Genomic DNA, 15,418 nt, shown 5'->3' with positions numbered 1-15,418 from the left:
CGGGCATCTTGCGCAGAATTGGTTGCCGGGGTCAAACCTGACAATCACTCTCAACACGCCCGAGCGTGAAACCCATCGGGCGATTTCCTGCAACGCCCCCCGGTGGCTATTACGTCAGACCCAAGCATAATAAACAAACGGTCGTTTTAAATGCTACTGTTGCGGCATGCTATGCGGCTGCTTCGCGCCAGCGCCTTGTGTCGAGCGGCCGATCGTCCGTGCAGGACATGGCGTACCAGCGTGAGTCGCACCCCTATTTTCACTCCGGCGAGTCGTGCCCTGACGCACGCCACGCCGGAGGTCCACTGCCCAGCGGACGGCCATGGTCGTTCGTGACACGCCCGCCCCGCCGGATCCGCGGGGCCCTGACGGCGCAAAGATTGAGGAGACGGGTCATGGAACGCGAATTCATGGATTTCGACGTGGTCATCGTCGGTGCCGGCCCTTCCGGCCTGGCGGCGGCCTGCCGACTGATGCAGCAGGCCAACGCGGCCGAGAAGGAGCTGACGGTCTGCGTGGTCGAGAAAGGTTCTGAAGTCGGCGCGCACATCCTGTCCGGCGCCGTGCTCGAACCGCGTGCACTGACCGAGCTGTTCCCCGACTGGGCCGAACGCGGCGCACCACTCAAGACGGCCGTCACCCGTGACGAGGTCGTGCTGCTCAAGGATGACCAGAAAGCGCAGGTCATCCCCAATGCACTGGTCCCCAGGACCATGCACAACGACGGCAATTACATCATCAGCGCCGGCAACCTGACGCGCTGGCTGGGCGAGCAGGCCGAGGAGCTGGGCGTCGAGATCTTCCCGGGCTTCGCCGCCCAGGAAGTGCTGCATGGTGAAGATGGCACGGTGCGCGGCATCGTGGTCGGTGACATGGGCGTGGCCGCCGATGGCAGCGAGAAGGATGGCCACATGCCGGGCATGGAGCTGCGCGGCAAGTACACCCTGTTCGCCGAGGGCTGCCGTGGCCACCTGGGCAAGCAGCTGATCTCGCGTTTCTCGCTCGACAGCGAAGCGGATGCCCAGCACTACGGCATCGGCTTGAAGGAGCTGTGGGATGTGCCCGCCGAACAGCATCAGCCAGGACTGGTGGTGCACGGCAGCGGCTGGCCGCTCAAGGGCAACGCCGAAGGCGGCTTCTTCCTCTATCACACCGATGACCAGCAGGTGGTGGTGGGACTGATCGTCGATCTCGCCTACGACAACCCGTACCTGTCACCCTTCGATGAATTCCAGCGCATGAAGCAGCACCCGACCCTGGCCCGCCATCTCGAGGGCGGCAAGCGGGTCTCCTACGGTGCGCGCGCCATCGCCAAGGGCGGCCTCAACTGCCTGCCGAAGATGAGCTTCCCGGGCGGTCTGCTGATCGGCTGTGACGCCGGCACGCTCAACTTCGCCAAGATCAAGGGTCTGCACACCGCGATGAAGTCCGGCATGCTGGCGGCGGAAAGCGTGTTCGACGCCATCAAGGGCGGTGACGAAGGCGGTGAAGACCTGGTCGACTTCGGCAAGCGCTTCAAGGACAGCTGGGCCTATGAGGAGCTGGACGCCTCGCGCAGCTTCGGCCCGGCCATGCACAAGTACGGCACCTTCCTCGGTGGCGCCTACAACTTCCTCGACCAGCTGACGGGCGGCCGCCTGCCGACCCTGCATGACACCACACCGGACTACGCGCGCATGCGCCCGGCGGCTGAATGCACGAAGATCGAGTACCCCAAGCCGGACGGCAAGCTGTCCTTCGACAAGCTGTCCTCGGTGTTCCTCTCCAACACCAATCACGAGGAAGACCAGCCGTGTCACCTGCGCCTGTCCGACCCGGAGCTTCCTGTGCGTGACAACCTGCCGCGCTACGCCGAGCCCGCCCAGCGCTACTGCCCGGCCGGTGTCTACGAGATCGTCGAGGAAGCCGGTGAGCCGCAGTTCCAGATCAACTTCCAGAACTGCGTGCACTGCAAGACCTGTGACATCAAGGACCCGGCGCAGAACATCACCTGGGTCGCGCCGGAAGGCGGCGGTGGCCCCAACTACCCCAACATGTAAGCCTCTGCTGCCCGCCAGCTGACAACGCCGCCACGGCCCTGCCGTGGCGGCGTTGTCATGTCTGGCCCTCCTCATCTCTCAGCGCCGCGCCTGCGGACGCCTTGCGCTCCTTAAGCGCTTCTTGTGTTATTCCAAAACAATCTCAAAGCGATTGTTGATATAACAGCCTCCCGGTAGCACATTAGCCTCCCTCGAATTCAGACTCACGCCATCGCTTCGGAGCCACCATGTCCGTCACACGCCAGATACTGCTCGCCCTGGGGCTGGGCATTCTCAGCGGCCTTGCCCTGAACGCCGGGGCAGACGCTCTGCCCGAGGGCAGCGTCGCCTGGCTCGACAGCCACCTGCTGACGCCGGTGGGACAGATCTTCCTGCGCCTGCTGCAGTTCGTGGTGGTGCCGATGGTGTTCGGCGCTCTGATCATGAGCCTGACCAACCGCGAAGGCGGCGCCGACGTCGGTCGCCATGCCGGCCGTCTGCTGGGCAGTTACGTGGTCACCAGCGCCGTGGCACTGACACTGGGCATGCTGGTCGCGCATTGGCTGACGCCGGGCAGCGGCGCCGAGAGCCTGGTGGATTCAGCACCTGAAGGACGCAACGCCGACAGCATCGCCCAGTGGCTGGTGGGCCTGGTGCCCAACAACCCCTTCACTGCGCTGGGTGGCGGCGGTCTGCTGCAGGTCATCTTCGCGGCCGCCCTGATCGGGCTGGCGATGCGCGCCCTGCCAAAGGAAAGCGCACCGCTGCATCGCGTGATCGAGAGCGGTTACACCGTCAGCCTCAAGGTGCTGTCCTTCGTGCTCAAGCTGGCGCCGGTGGGGGTCTTCGCGCTGATCACCTCGGTGATCGCCACCCAGGGGCTGGACCTGCTGATGCGCCTGGGCATGTACGTGATCGGCCTGATCATCGCGCTGGCGCTGATGGCACTGCTCTATCTGGTGCTGCTGGCCGTCACCGGTGCCCGCCCGCTGGCCTTCGTGCGCCACTTCGGCCAGAGCCTGGGCTTCGCCTTCGGTACCGCAAGTTCCGGCGCGACCCTGCCACTGGCGCTGGGCAATGCCCGCGACTACGGCATGAATGAATCCCTGGCCAGCTTCGCGCTGCCCTTCGGCACGGCGCTCAAGCGTGACGGCGCCGCCGTGCTGCAGGGCTTCAATGCGCTGTTCGTGGCGCAGCTGTTCGGCATCGATGTCACCACCTCGCTGGTGATCACCGTTTTCACCACCGGCCTGCTGGTCAGCTTCTCGACGGCTGGCGTACCGGGTGCGGGGCTGGTCGCGATGACCACCGTGCTGGGCGCGGCAGGTCTGCCGCTGGAAGGCGTGGCGGTGGTCGCCGGGGTGGACCGCTTCACCGATGGCCTGCGCACCGCCCTCAACGTGATGGGCAACTGCGCCAACGCCGCCCTGCTGGAGCGCTTCGATTCGCGCAAGCCCGCCACTGAGCCCAAGACACAAGCGTAAGCACGCACGCAAAGAGTCAGGTAAAGCGCCCCACAAATGACAACGCCCGCCAGAGAACCTCTGGCGGGCGTTGTCATTTGTGGGGCCGTCATCGCGCTGGCGCGTGCGGCTACTTCTCGCTGGCCTCTCCGGTGGCGACCGGACGCGCGGGATCACTGATCCAGTCACTCCAGGAGCCGGCATACAGGCGTGGCAACGGCAGCCCCGCGATCGCGAAGGCCAGGATGTTCTGGCAGGCGCTGATGCCGGAACCGCAATAGGCGATCACCTCGCCCTGCGCCGGCAGCAGGCTGCGCAGCTCACGCATCAGACTCATGCGGTCCTTGAAGCGGCCATTGGCTTCCAGATTGCTGGGGGTCGGCCGGCAGAATGCCCCGGGGATATGGCCTGCCACCGGATCGACCGGCTCCTGCTCACCGCGAAAACGCGCCTCGCCGCGGGCATCCAGCAAGCTGTCATCCGTGGCGGCCACCTCTTGGGCGCTGACCAGCAGGCTGTCATCAAAGCTCGGCTGCCAGTCGCTGGGTGTAGGGCTCACCGGTTGGGCAGGCGCACGCTTGAGCTCGCCCATGGCCTGATTCCAGGCCTGGATGCCGCCATCCAGCACCCGCACATCCGGGTGCCCGGCCCAGGTCAGCATCCACCATAGCCGCGCCGCCGCCATCTGCCCGCCCATGTCGTCATAGACCACCACCTGCTGCTCGGGCGTGATGCCGAGGCGGCGGAACAGCTCGGCCGTCGCCTGATGTGACGGCAGCGGATGCCGCCCGCCCACGCCGTCCTCGCGCACGGCGGCCGAGAGATCACGGTCCATATCGACATGGATGGCACCCGGCAGATGGCCTTCACGCCACAGGCGCTCGCCGGCTTCCCCATCGTCGAGACGCGCACGGCAATCCAGCACCACGGGCGACTTGAGGCCCGCCATCGCCAGCTGGGTCACCAGCTGACTGGCATCGATCAGAGGCGCCTGGCGCTGGTCCGGCACCAGCAGCGATGAGGCGGAGACGGAGGCTGCCGCCAATGCGGCAGGATCGGGATACTGAGCCATGGGAACTCCTTTTCGGGCAGACGAAGATGCATTGGAGGCATGATGGTGCTCGGCGCAAGGCTTGGCAATCGCGCTGCCTTGTCGCCCGAGTCTCAAGTCCGTTGTCACAAGGGTCACAAGGCTGTCAGCGGGGCACGCGTGGCGATCAGGCGGCGCTTGTTGCCATCGGCGAAGCGCACCTCGATCAGCGGATTGGCCTCATTGCCGGAGACCTCTTCGATCACCCCCTCCCCGAAGCTCTCGTGACGCAAGCGCTGACCGACCTCCCAATCACCGACGCGTCGCAGCACGGCCGGCTCGCCGCGTGGAGTGCGATTGCCCTGTCGAGCGCCACGAGCATAGGTACCGCCCGAGCTGGACTGGCCTTGCGCAGCCGACTTGCTGGCCGGCTTGCCCGGGGACTTGGCGGCCTTCTTCGGCAGCGCTTCCAGCGTCGGCGGCGTGATGCCGTGACGTGCCAGAGGCAGCCGCGCCAGATAGGCCTCGCCAAGTGCCGGCGCCGCCACACGCAGCCGATCGTCGCTTCCGTCCGCTGACTCGCGGGCGGCCTCATCGCCGTCGTCGGCCTGCAGACGGGCGAGCTTGGCGCGCTTGCCGGCACCGTGAATCCAGTCACCGAGGCGGGTGCAGTCCTCCACGCACAGCTCGGCCAGGAAGCGGCTTGGCGTATGCGTGCCACCGTCACGCCACAGGTGCAGCTGCTCGCGGGCACGCGTCACGCCGACGTAGCACAGGCGACGCTCCTCCTCGAGGCGCTCCGGCGACAGCGGGTTGTCACGCGAGTAGGCCGGGAAGTCTTCCTCGTTCATGCCCCACAGCCCCACCAGCGGCCACTCCAGCCCCTTGGCCCCGTGCACCGTGGTGATCAGAACGCCGTCGGCGGCGTCCTCGACCGGATTGCGCAGCAGATTGATGAAGGCGTCGGGATCATTGGCCAGCTCCCCTGCCTGCTCGATCAGCACATCCAGCAGGCGCACATCCTCCTCGCCCTTGTCACGTCGGGCCGCGGCGCGGCGCAGCACCTTGTCGGCCTCCAGCTCATCGACCACATGGCGCAGCAGCCGCGCAGGCGCCCAATCGCCCAGCGAGGGCAGATCGCACAACAGCTTCCAGCGCTTGTGCAGGTTGCGGCGTTGCAGCGGCTTGAGCCCCTCGAGGATAGGGTCTTCCTTGCGTGGCCAGCGCTGGCTGTCGGCCAGCTGCTGACACAGGCGCTCGAGGCGCTCGCGCGCGACGAAGGCGGTGGGCTGGGTGAACAGCAGCAGCAGGTGCGTCGGGTCGCGCAGACGCGTGGCATCACGCGCCAGCTCCAGATAGCCCGCCAGCGCCTGCACCAGCGGCAGACGGAACACGAAGCGATCCCCCTGCCCCAGCCGGAAGGGAATGCCGGCCTTGAGCAGCTGCAACTGCACCGGTACCGACAGCGCCCAGCTGCGCACCAGCACGGCGGCCTCGGCGCCACTGCGACCCGACTCTCGCCAGGCCGTGAGCGCCGCGACCAGACTGGCGGCGCCCTGGCCTTCGAACAAGCGCGTCGCCGGCGTGCCGGGCGCGGCCAGACACAGCTGGTCCGGACGGCGCGCATTGGCAGCGATGGCGTGATTGGCCGCCAGCGCCAGACGATGCCCGTGCCGGAAGGTGTAGCTGAGCGGGAAATCCAGCGGCGCGGCAAAGCTCTCGGCAAAGCGCGTCAGCATGTAGTCAGGCCGCGCGCCACGCCACTCGTAGATACACTGGTTGGCATCCCCCACGGCCATGACTTCTGCCAAGGCGCCGGAGGCTGCGGGCGACGCTTCGCCGGGCGAGGAAGCTTGGCCGAGCGACGCTTCGCCGACCGACGACTCGCCGAGCGAAGCCTCGCCGGATGGTGCACCCGCCAGCAGCGCCAGCATGCGCTGCTGCGCCTCATTGATGTCCTGATACTCATCGATGATGACGTGCTGCAGATGCCCCTGGATGCGCGCGCGGGTCTCGGGCTCCTTCTCCAGCTGACGCAGCGGGCGATAGAGCAGATCGGCATAGGTCATCTGGCCGTACTGCTCGAGCAACTGCTCCAGCTGAGCGAAGGACTCGACGAAGTGGCCGGTGTGCTCGCCGAGATTCATGCGCTCATACAGCAGCGTCGGCTCGCACATCTCGGCCTTGACCAGATCACAGAACTGGGCGAGCGCTTCGAGGCGCTCGCCTTCCAGCGCTGCCTCACGATCGGCGCGATCGGCATCGCCCAGCGCACGCTGGGCGGCCTGCTTGAGCAGACGCTCCAGCGCCCAGTCCTGCTGGATGAGCTCGCGCGGTTCGAGACTGCCCCAGCGCACCAGGGTGGTGGTCAGGCGATGGCCGATGGAGTGGAAGGTGCGGATGTCGGGCAGCCGAGTGCCCGGTGGAGCCGACTGCGCCAGCTTGGCGACGAAGTCCTCGCGCGCCGAGCGGTTGAACATCAGCACCAGAATCCGCTGCGCCGGAATGCCTTCCGCCAGCAGGCTCAGCACCCGCGCCACCAGCGTGGTGGTCTTGCCGGAGCCCGCCACCGCCGCTACCCGCGCATGCCTCCCACGATGCGCCACCACGGCGCGCTGCTGATCCGTCAGCCGTTGCGTCAGCTGATCGACGGCCAGCGCCAGTGGCGATGCTGCAACGTCTGGCCCGGAGGTTGCGGTGCTGTCGGGCTCGATGGGAGGAAGTGGTGACGACATGAAGACCTGCAATGGCTGACGGCGAGAGAAAAGGAGCGAAGCAGAACGCGAGGGGCATACGGAAGAGAGAGCAGAAGGCGGCAGGCTCAAAAAGGCTCAGACAGGTTCAGACCTCGACCTCATCAGCCGCCAGCTGTCCCAGAATCTGGAAGCGCCCGCCGCTCATGAAGCCAAGTGTCAGGCTGCCGTCTTCCTGCTCATGCGTCTCGGCGCTCTCGAGCAGTCGATAGTAGAGATTGCGGTGCAGGCGCGCGGCAAGGCCGAAGCGCACCGGCACTTCCGGCAACCACAGGCCGTCCGGCGTCTCGCTCAGCGTCAGGCAGGTCTCCCCTTCCAGCCGCACGACATCGCCCTGATCGGTGACCAGCTGCCAGACGTCCGGCTGGGGCTCGGATAGCCCGGACTCTGTCTGTACGGACTCTGTCTGTCCGGGCTCGGCCTCTCCAAGCTCAGTCTGCGCAGAATCGCTCTCGACGCGGGAGCAGTCCACCGCCAGGAAGGGGCGGTCCTCGACCTGGATGGTGACCTTCTCCGCTGGCGTGACCAGGCAGTAGCTGCCATCGGGCTCGCGGCGCAGGACACGCGACAGCATGTGCACCAGTCGCGCACGGCCGATGGGCGTGCCCTCGTGCATCCAGCGCCCGTCGGCACAGATGACGAGGTCCATCTCGCCACAATGCGCCGGGTGCCATTGATCCACTGGCGGCAATGCCTTGCCGCTGGTGGCCTTGTCGCCCAGCTGGGTGAGGATGGCGGCTGGATTCATGACGTTCCCTCCCTGGTGGTCAGATCATGCGGGGTACCACGCTCAATCGATGAGCATACCGCTGCTGGCCAGCGCTTCGCGAACGTTGTCCGGCGCTTCCGGCGCGGCAGCGCGGAACAGGCGATAGAAGTTGGCGGTGGTCTGCATCGCCAGCTCATCGACGGTGATGCCGCGCTCGGCGGCGATGCATTCGGCGACCTCGACCACATTGCCCGGCACATTGGAGGTGCCACGGTACGGCACCGGCGCCAGATAGGGGCTGTCGGTCTCGATCAGCAGGCGGTCCAGCGGGATGGCGCGTGCCAGCTCGCGGACGTGTTCGGCGTTGCGGAAGGTGACGATACCGGAGATGGAGACCATGAAGCCGTGGCCCACCGCGATGCGCGCCATATCCAGATCTTCGGTGAAGCAGTGCAGCACGCCACCGACAGCGGGGTCCGTATGCTGCTTGATCAGCGCCAGGGTGTCTTCGCGCGCTTCGCGGGTGTGGATGATCACCGGCAGCTCGAGCTCACGCGCGGCGATCAGGTGGCGCGTGAAGCGCTCGTACTGCAGCTCGCGGCTGACGCTCTCGTAGTGATAGTCGAGGCCGGTCTCGCCGATGGCCACCGCGCCGAAGCGCTCGGCGCACTTCTTGATGTCCTCGACCGTGGGTTCCGGGTCGACCTGATGCAGCGGATGCACACCGGCGGAAATCACCACATCCTCATGCTGCTGAGCGATGGCCGAGATCTCGGGCACATCGTCGAGCGTGACGGCAATGGCGAGGAACTGGTGCACGTGACGGGCGCGCGCGGCGACCAGCACGGCCTCGAGGCTGCCGCCGTGCTCTTCCAGTTTCAGACGATCAAGGTGGCAATGCGAATCGACAAACATCCGGAAACTCTCACTACTGATGGCCACGCGCTGCGCGGCGAAAAACGTGCTCGACCGGCGGGCGCCCATGGCACTGCCGGTCGAGATGATGAAGCGACGCTGCGCTCGCGCTACAGCGTATAGGTCGCGTGACCCTTGCCGAGCATGCCGGCCAGGTGGTTCTCGATATGATCGCGCACCTGGCGGTCCTCTTCACTGAAGTGGATGCCGATCCCGGCAGTGCGCCGGCCACTGACGCCCTGCGGGGAAATCCATACCACGCGCCCGGTGACCGGAATACGCTCGGATTCCTCAGGCAGGGTCAGCAGCAGATAGACTTCCTGGCCCATGGTGTAGCGCTCGGTGGTCGGCACGAAGATGCCGCCGCGCACGAGGGTCGACATGTAGGCGGCCAACAGGGTCTTCTGATCACGAATGGTCAGCGAGAGCGCCTTCTGGCCTTGCTGTGGAGCGGTATCCATCCTTCACCTCCGGCCGGTCTCCCGGCACATGCAGTCCCGTGACGAGCGTCAGCGCTCACATGAGGGCTCACGCTGCGTATCAATGCGTATTCTTCGGCCATTGCCTGCTGTCATCTGACGCAAGGCGAGCAAGCGGCCTGGCTGGCTTCAGTCTAGCCTGCCCGCCTTGCCTCGCGCAGCCTCGTGGCTTTCCACGCGGACCTTTGCTCAGACCCTTCCTCAGCTCTTCGCTCAGACCTTCGCTCAGACCTTCACTCGGGTCTTCACGCCGGAAAAAGCCAGCTGCGCATTCAGGAGCGTAGCAAGGCGGCCCAACGCACCAGCCAGGCTTCCAGCACCAGCTGTGGGTTGGGGTTGCCGCCCGCGGCCAGCAGACGGCGCTGCTCGCGGGCGAAGTCCAGCAGCTTGAACCAGTCCTGGGTGCGCCCGTTCTTGACCGCCTGTCTCAGCAGCGGCTCGAGACTGGGGTCACGCAGGTCACTGGCGTTGCCGGACAGGCCCATGCGAATCAGGTCTTCCAGCCAGGCAATACCGTACCACAGCACCTGCGCCAGCGGTTGGCGCTCCAGTCGCCACGCCTCGGCCACCGGCTCACCACCGCGCACCAGCGCATCGAACAGCTCGCGCAAGGCCTGACGCAGCTGACGCTGCTCCGCCTCGCCAAGACGCACCGCCAGCTGCGGCAGTCCGCCCGCCATGCGCAGCAGGGCCTGAACATCCTCGCCCAGCTGCTGCGTGAGCCACGGCAGGCTCTCTTCGGCCGGTGGAATCACCAGCGGCCATTGCTGACAGCGCGAGCGAATGGTCGGCAGCACCCGTGACGGCATGTCGCTGAGCAGAATGAACAGCGTATTGGCGCCGGGTTCCTCGAGGCTCTTGAGCAAGGCATTGGCCGAGGCGATGTTCATCGACTCCGCCGGTTGCAGACGGATGACGCGGTAGCCGCCCTGCTGGGCCGTCTGGGAGACGAAGCGATTGACCTCACGGATCGGGTCGATGCGGATCATCTTGCCGACATCCTGCGGCGCGACCGCCATCAGATCAGGGTGATGCCCGGCCGCCAGCATATGACAGCCATGACATTCACCACAGGCCGCCGCGCCGGGCTTGCCTTGGGCGGTGCGACACAGCACGCGGGCGATCATCGCATCGGCCAGCTCATGCTTGCCAAGCCCCGAGGGCCCGCTGAGCATCACCGCATGCGGCAGGCGACCGTTGTCGTGTACTGCAGTGAAGTGTTGCCACAGCGAATGCTGCCACGGCAGCGGTGAGAAGCTCGAAAGCGTGACACCACTACTGACGTCTGATGCACTCATGGCTGCTCATCCGTGGCAGTGTTCGCCTGCCAGGCCGCCACGCGCGCCGCCAGTACCGCCGCGATATCGGCCTGCACCGCCTCGAGCGACTGACCGGCATCGATGGTGGCAAAGCGCTCGGGGTCGGCGTCACGACGCATGTGATAGCCGACACGCACCGCCTCGAAGAACTGCTCGGCTTCCTGCTCGATGCGGTCGGCGCCTTCGCCGGTCTCGGCGCGACGAGCGGCCAGACGGCCACGTGCCGCCTCGACCGGCATGTCCAGTAGCAGGGTCAGGTCCGGCTGCAAGCCTTTCTGCACCAGGGATTCCAGCGCCGAGATATCGGCCAGCGGCAGGTTGCGGCCACCGCCCTGGTAGGCAAAGGTCGCGTCGGTGAATCGATCGCACACCACCCAGGCACCACGCGCCAACGCCGGGCGAATGGTCGCGGCCAGATGCTGGGCACGCGCGGCGAACATCAACAGCAGTTCGGCATCATCACTCAGCGACTCGGCCGGCGCCGGGTCCAGCAGCAACTGGCGAATGGCTTCCGCTCGCTCGCTGCCACCCGGCTCACGCGTGCGCACGACCTCGAGGCCATGCGCCTCGAGCTCGGCGACCACGAAGGCGACATTGGTGCTCTTGCCGACGCCTTCACCGCCTTCCAGCGTGATGAAGCGACCAGCGGGCGAAGCCTGGGTGGCCGCCGCGCTGGCGGCGTGGCGAGAAGACGTCGTGCTTGATGCGCTCGGACGTGAAGACATGATGTTTCCTGATTCAGACAGCAGATGACTCGCGACGAAAGCCTCGTGCAGCATGGCAGACCCTGTTCGCCACACGGGTTTCAGCTCATTCGCCACGCATTACCGATTGAGAATATAACGGCGCACGGCATTGTTGTGCTCGCGCAGCGTGCGCGAGAAGTGATGCTTGCCCTCACCCTTGGCGACGAAGTAGTAGGTATCGCCTTCCTTGGGATGCACCGCCGCTTCCAGCGCGGCGCGCCCGGGCATCGCGATCGGCGTCGGCGGCAGGCCGGTGATCACGTAGGTATTCCAGGGCGTCGGCTTGCGCAGGTCGGCGCGCGACAGCGAGCCATCATAGTCCTTGCCCAGGCCATAGATGACGGTCGGGTCGGTCTGCAGGCGCATGCCGCGCTCCATGCGACGCTTGAAGACGCCGGCGATCTCGTCGCGCTCTTCCGGGGCGCCGGTCTCGCGCTCGATCAGTGACGCCATGATCAACGCCTCGTAGGCGCTGGTGATCGGCAGGTCGTCGTCACGTCCGGCCCAGACTTCCTCCAGCGTCTTGCTCATGCGGCTATAGGCCTGCTTGTAGAGCGAGAGGTCGCTGACGCCCTTGTGATAGCGGTAGGTGTCCGGGAAGAAGCGCCCTTCCGGCTTCTCGCCCTCGGCACCGACGGCCGCCATCAACTCTTCATCGCTCATGTCGCGAGTCGTGTGCTCAAGCTTGGGCGAGGCATCCATGGCAGTGCGCATCTGGGCGAAGGTCCAGCCCTCCGGCACGGTCAAGGTATAGCTGACCACATCGTCACTGGACAGCAGCGCCACCAGCTCACGGCCGTTCAAGCCCGGCGTGAGACGGAATTCACCGGCGCGCAGGCCATTGACGGCCTCAGGCTCGAGGCGCGACCACACCTTGTACGGCCAGCTCGCCTCGATGATGCCATGTGACTCGAGCTCGCTCACGACCCTGGTCAGGCTGGCGCCCTTGGGCACCTCGAACAACTGTTCCTTCTCGATCGCCAACGGTGACAGCAACTGCGCCTGCCAATAACGAAAGCCCACCACACCCGCAGCCACGGCCAGCACTACCAGCATCAGGAGGATCTTGAACACTCGCATAATCAGGTTTCCAGTCTTCATGGCGAAGGCGACGACCGCGCAGGCATGCCTGCTGACGCTCGTCGTCTTCCGTCAGTTCGCGGGCTCGCCCAGCAAGCGCGCGACAGTGTGATTCAACTCGTCCAGCGCCGGATGCGCCTCATCCTTCCACTCAGCCAGAATCGCGCCATCGGCCTTGAGCAGGGTGCGCAGCGGCCAGACGCCCTGCACGGAATTCATGACGACGACCTGCTCGGCCCACGCGAGTGACTCAAGCCCCTCACGGACTCGCTCGAACGTCATCTCGGCCTCAAGCGCCGCCAGCAGCGTGCCCTCGACCCCGGCACGATCAAGACACGGCGTGAACCATCGCCCGTCACGATACCAGGCCAGATTCATGCTGGTGGCCTCGATCAGCTCACCCTGCGCATTGAGCAACAGGCCCTCGCTGATGGCCATGTCGCTCCACTCACGGCGCGCCAGCACGTTCTCGAGCCGGTTGAGGTGCTTGAGCCCTGCCAGTGCCGGTTGCTCGGCCACACGCAGCTCACAGACCCGCGCCGTGATGCCACGCCGCGCCTGCTGATTGACCGCAAAAGGCGTCGCGCGTGCCCGCAAGCGCGTCTCCGGTGACTCAGGTGCCCTGTAGCCCCGCCCGCCGGAGCCGCCGGTGACGATCAGCTTGAGCACTTCAAGCCCCTCGCCCTGGCAGACCGCCAGACAGCCCGCCAGCTCAGCTGACGAAGGCGCTGCAATTCCCAGCCGCTGACAACCGCGCGTCAGGCGCGCCTCGTGCCAGGACCACAGCTGCGGTTGGCCCTCACGCACCAGAATCGTCTCGAACACGCCCTCGCCATAGGCGAGGCCACGGTCATCACTGGGCAGATCGGCGGCAAGCGTCGCAAGAGAGCGCTTGTCGTAAGCGCTCCTTTCATCAGAGGCCCGGTCATCTGAGCTCTTGCTGCCAAAGGCATCAGTCGTCATCGATACAGCCCTCCAGAGAACGGTTGCGGGCACGACACGCAAAGCAGGTGACGCCCCACAGACAAACGCGCCCCCGGATGGGAGCGCGTCTGAGGAGAGAGAACACGAAAGCGTGTGATCAGTCCTTGAGCTTGCCGAACACCAGCGAGCCGTTGGTGCCACCGAAGCCGAACGAGTTGGACAGGGTGTACTCGATCTTCATGTCACGTGCGACGTTCGGCACGTAATCGAGATTGCAGCCCTCGGCCGGGTTGTCCAGGTTGATGGTCGGCGGCGCGATCTGGTCACGCATCGCCAGCACGCAGAACACGGCCTCGACCGCGCCGGCAGCGCCCAGCAGGTGACCGATCATCGACTTGGTGGAGCTGACCGCCACATCACGTGCCGCGTCGCCCAGCACCGACTCGACGGCGAGGCTTTCCGCCTTGTCGCCGGCATTGGTGGAGGTGCCGTGGGCATTGATGTAGTCGATCTGGCTCGGCTCGAGCTTGGCGTCACGGATGGCGTTGCGCATGGCGGCGGCCGCACCACGGCCGTCTTCGGGCGGCGCCGTCATGTGGTGAGCGTCGTCGGACATGCCGAACCCGAGCACCTCGGCGTAGATGGTCGCGCCACGCGCCTTGGCGTGCTCGTACTCTTCCAGCACGACGACACCGGCGCCGTCGGACAGCACGAAGCCATCGCGGTCGCGGTCCCACGGACGGCTGGCCGCCTGCGGATCATCGTTGCGGGTCGACAGCGCACGCGCCGCGGAGAAGCCACCCAGCCCCAGCGGCGTGGTCGCCATCTCGGCACCACCGGCCACCATCACGTCGGCATCGCCATAGGCGATGGTACGTGCGCTGTAACCGATGTTGTGCGTCCCGGTGGTACAGGCGGTGGTGATCGCGATGTTCGGACCACGATAACCGAACTGGATCGCCAGATTGCCGGAGATCATGTTGATGATGGAGCCCGGCACGAAGAACGGCGAGATGCGACGTGCACCGCCCTTCTCCAGCGCCTTGTGGTTGTGCTCGATCATCGGCAGGCCGCCGATACCGGAACCGATGGCGACACCGATGCGCTCGGCGTTGTCTTCGGTGCATTCAATGCCGGAGTCGGTGATGGCCTGGTGGGCCGCCGCGATACCGTATTGGATGAAGAGGTCCATCTTGCGGGCCTCTTTCGGGTTCAGGTACTGACCCACATCGAAGTCCTTGATGGAGCCACCGAAACGGGTATTGAAACCGCTGACATCGAAATGCTCGATGGCCGCGATGCCACTCTTGCCCGCCTTGATGTTGCTCCAGCTTTCCTCGACGGTATTCCCGACCGGGGTTACCAGGCCAAGACCTGTTACCACTACCCTTCTGCGAGGCATCGTGTCTCCTCCAAAACTATCGAATTGGCACGCCAGGGCCATGGACGCCCGGACGGTAATTGAGCGCATTATACAGAAACCTGGCCATGCGTGGGCAGTCGGTTTTCAAGCGCTTTTCTGGCCACTTTCACGAAGGAATTCCGACACTTGCCACAAGGGGACATTTGTCACGAAGCCCACCGCCTACCACCAGGCAATGCGCGCCCTGTCGGCGCGGCATTGCGCAGCACATCCCTGAACGACAAGAGCCGCACTGAGGAACAGTGCGGCTCTTGAACGTACAGACAATTGCATCACGACCATGAGCAACAGGTTGCTCCGTGATCGCTTCAACACACCTTACTGGTGGTTGACGATGTAATCGATAGCTTCCTGCACGGTGGTGATCTTCTCTGCTTCTTCGTCAGGAATTTCAGTATCGAATTCCTCTTCAAGAGCCATCACCAGCTCGACGGTGTCCAGGGAATCGGCGCCCAGGTCTTCAGTGAAAGAGGAAGAGTTCTGGATTTCTTCTTCTTTGGCGTTCAGGCGCTCAGCCACAACCTTCTTGACGCGTTCTTCAATGGTGCTCATTTAACAA

13 protein-coding genes are annotated in these 15,418 nt (G+C 65.5%); 2 read left to right on the top strand and 11 right to left on the bottom strand.

The window, feature by feature from the left end:
- Positions 1–395 precede the first annotated feature (395 nt).
- Both R1T44_RS06135 and R1T44_RS06130 read left to right on the top strand, forming a co-directional pair.
- A complete protein-coding gene (locus tag R1T44_RS06135; protein WP_153635265.1) occupies positions 396–2,039 on the top strand; it encodes an electron transfer flavoprotein-ubiquinone oxidoreductase in 1,644 nt (547 codons plus the stop codon).
- Between the two features lie 227 nt (positions 2,040–2,266).
- On the top strand, positions 2,267–3,502 hold the full coding sequence (locus tag R1T44_RS06130) for a dicarboxylate/amino acid:cation symporter (RefSeq protein ID WP_153635264.1): 1,236 nt from the start codon (positions 2,267–2,269) through the stop codon (positions 3,500–3,502).
- Between the two features lie 109 nt (positions 3,503–3,611).
- Here the strand turns inward: R1T44_RS06130 and R1T44_RS06125 are convergent, their stop codons facing one another.
- The 11 genes from R1T44_RS06125 to acpP form a co-directional block, all read right to left on the bottom strand.
- Positions 3,612–4,553, bottom strand: coding sequence for a sulfurtransferase (locus R1T44_RS06125; protein WP_225996472.1), 942 nt, complete (start codon positions 4,551–4,553; stop codon positions 3,612–3,614).
- Between the two features lie 113 nt (positions 4,554–4,666).
- Positions 4,667–7,246, bottom strand: coding sequence for an ATP-dependent helicase (locus R1T44_RS06120; RefSeq protein WP_317292773.1), 2,580 nt, complete (start codon positions 7,244–7,246; stop codon positions 4,667–4,669).
- 106 nt (positions 7,247–7,352) lie between these two features.
- Positions 7,353–8,012 (bottom strand): DUF1285 domain-containing protein, encoded by a 660-nt coding sequence (locus R1T44_RS06115; RefSeq protein ID WP_153635263.1) that lies wholly within the window; start codon positions 8,010–8,012, stop codon positions 7,353–7,355.
- Positions 8,013–8,054: 42 nt separating this feature from the next.
- The gene (locus tag R1T44_RS06110) at positions 8,055–8,888 is read right to left on the bottom strand and encodes a TatD family hydrolase (protein ID WP_286987229.1); all 834 of its coding nucleotides are present in this window, start codon (positions 8,886–8,888) and stop codon (positions 8,055–8,057) included.
- A 110-nt stretch (positions 8,889–8,998) separates the two neighbouring features.
- A complete protein-coding gene (locus tag R1T44_RS06105; protein WP_043331891.1) occupies positions 8,999–9,349 on the bottom strand; it encodes a PilZ domain-containing protein in 351 nt (116 codons plus the stop codon).
- Between the two features lie 290 nt (positions 9,350–9,639).
- Complete coding sequence (locus R1T44_RS06100; RefSeq protein ID WP_317292772.1) at positions 9,640–10,665, bottom strand: DNA polymerase III subunit delta'; 1,026 nt, start codon at positions 10,663–10,665, stop codon at positions 9,640–9,642.
- Positions 10,662–11,411, bottom strand: coding sequence for a dTMP kinase (tmk, locus tag R1T44_RS06095; RefSeq protein ID WP_213113336.1), 750 nt, complete (start codon positions 11,409–11,411; stop codon positions 10,662–10,664). The genes R1T44_RS06100 and tmk overlap by 4 nt, the downstream gene beginning before the upstream one ends.
- Positions 11,412–11,510: 99 nt before the next feature.
- The gene (mltG, locus tag R1T44_RS06090) at positions 11,511–12,512 is read right to left on the bottom strand and encodes an endolytic transglycosylase MltG (RefSeq protein ID WP_172978623.1); all 1,002 of its coding nucleotides are present in this window, start codon (positions 12,510–12,512) and stop codon (positions 11,511–11,513) included.
- 72 nt (positions 12,513–12,584) lie between these two features.
- Positions 12,585–13,475 (bottom strand): aminodeoxychorismate lyase, encoded by an 891-nt coding sequence (gene pabC / locus R1T44_RS06085; protein WP_153635260.1) that lies wholly within the window; start codon positions 13,473–13,475, stop codon positions 12,585–12,587.
- 118 nt (positions 13,476–13,593) lie between these two features.
- Positions 13,594–14,838 carry a beta-ketoacyl-ACP synthase II gene (gene fabF, locus R1T44_RS06080; RefSeq protein WP_043331892.1) on the bottom strand — a complete coding sequence of 415 codons (1,245 nt, stop codon included), beginning with the start codon at positions 14,836–14,838 and terminating at the stop codon, positions 13,594–13,596.
- A gap of 339 nt (positions 14,839–15,177) precedes the next feature.
- Positions 15,178–15,411 carry an acyl carrier protein gene (gene acpP / locus R1T44_RS06075; RefSeq protein WP_024950601.1) on the bottom strand — a complete coding sequence of 78 codons (234 nt, stop codon included), beginning with the start codon at positions 15,409–15,411 and terminating at the stop codon, positions 15,178–15,180.
- Between the last annotated feature and the right edge of the window lie 7 nt (positions 15,412–15,418).

The organism is Cobetia amphilecti, assembly GCF_032923285.1.
Lineage (GTDB): Bacteria > Pseudomonadota > Gammaproteobacteria > Pseudomonadales > Halomonadaceae > Cobetia > Cobetia amphilecti.
This window is presented reverse-complemented; position numbering and strand designations above follow the sequence as displayed.

Coding starts and splice junctions, on each gene's coding strand:
- R1T44_RS06135 (WP_153635265.1), top strand. CDS start 396: ATGGAACGCGAATTCATGGATTTCGACGTGGTCATCGTCGGTGCCGGC.
- R1T44_RS06130 (WP_153635264.1), top strand. CDS start 2,267: ATGTCCGTCACACGCCAGATACTGCTCGCCCTGGGGCTGGGCATTCTC.
- R1T44_RS06125 (WP_225996472.1), bottom strand. CDS start 4,553: ATGGCTCAGTATCCCGATCCTGCCGCATTGGCGGCAGCCTCCGTCTCC.
- R1T44_RS06120 (WP_317292773.1), bottom strand. CDS start 7,246: ATGTCGTCACCACTTCCTCCCATCGAGCCCGACAGCACCGCAACCTCC.
- R1T44_RS06115 (WP_153635263.1), bottom strand. CDS start 8,012: ATGAATCCAGCCGCCATCCTCACCCAGCTGGGCGACAAGGCCACCAGC.
- R1T44_RS06110 (WP_286987229.1), bottom strand. CDS start 8,888: ATGTTTGTCGATTCGCATTGCCACCTTGATCGTCTGAAACTGGAAGAG.
- R1T44_RS06105 (WP_043331891.1), bottom strand. CDS start 9,349: ATGGATACCGCTCCACAGCAAGGCCAGAAGGCGCTCTCGCTGACCATT.
- R1T44_RS06100 (WP_317292772.1), bottom strand. CDS start 10,665: ATGAGTGCATCAGACGTCAGTAGTGGTGTCACGCTTTCGAGCTTCTCA.
- tmk (WP_213113336.1), bottom strand. CDS start 11,411: ATGTCTTCACGTCCGAGCGCATCAAGCACGACGTCTTCTCGCCACGCC.
- mltG (WP_172978623.1), bottom strand. CDS start 12,512: ATGCGAGTGTTCAAGATCCTCCTGATGCTGGTAGTGCTGGCCGTGGCT.
- pabC (WP_153635260.1), bottom strand. CDS start 13,475: ATGACGACTGATGCCTTTGGCAGCAAGAGCTCAGATGACCGGGCCTCT.
- fabF (WP_043331892.1), bottom strand. CDS start 14,838: ATGCCTCGCAGAAGGGTAGTGGTAACAGGTCTTGGCCTGGTAACCCCG.
- acpP (WP_024950601.1), bottom strand. CDS start 15,411: ATGAGCACCATTGAAGAACGCGTCAAGAAGGTTGTGGCTGAGCGCCTG.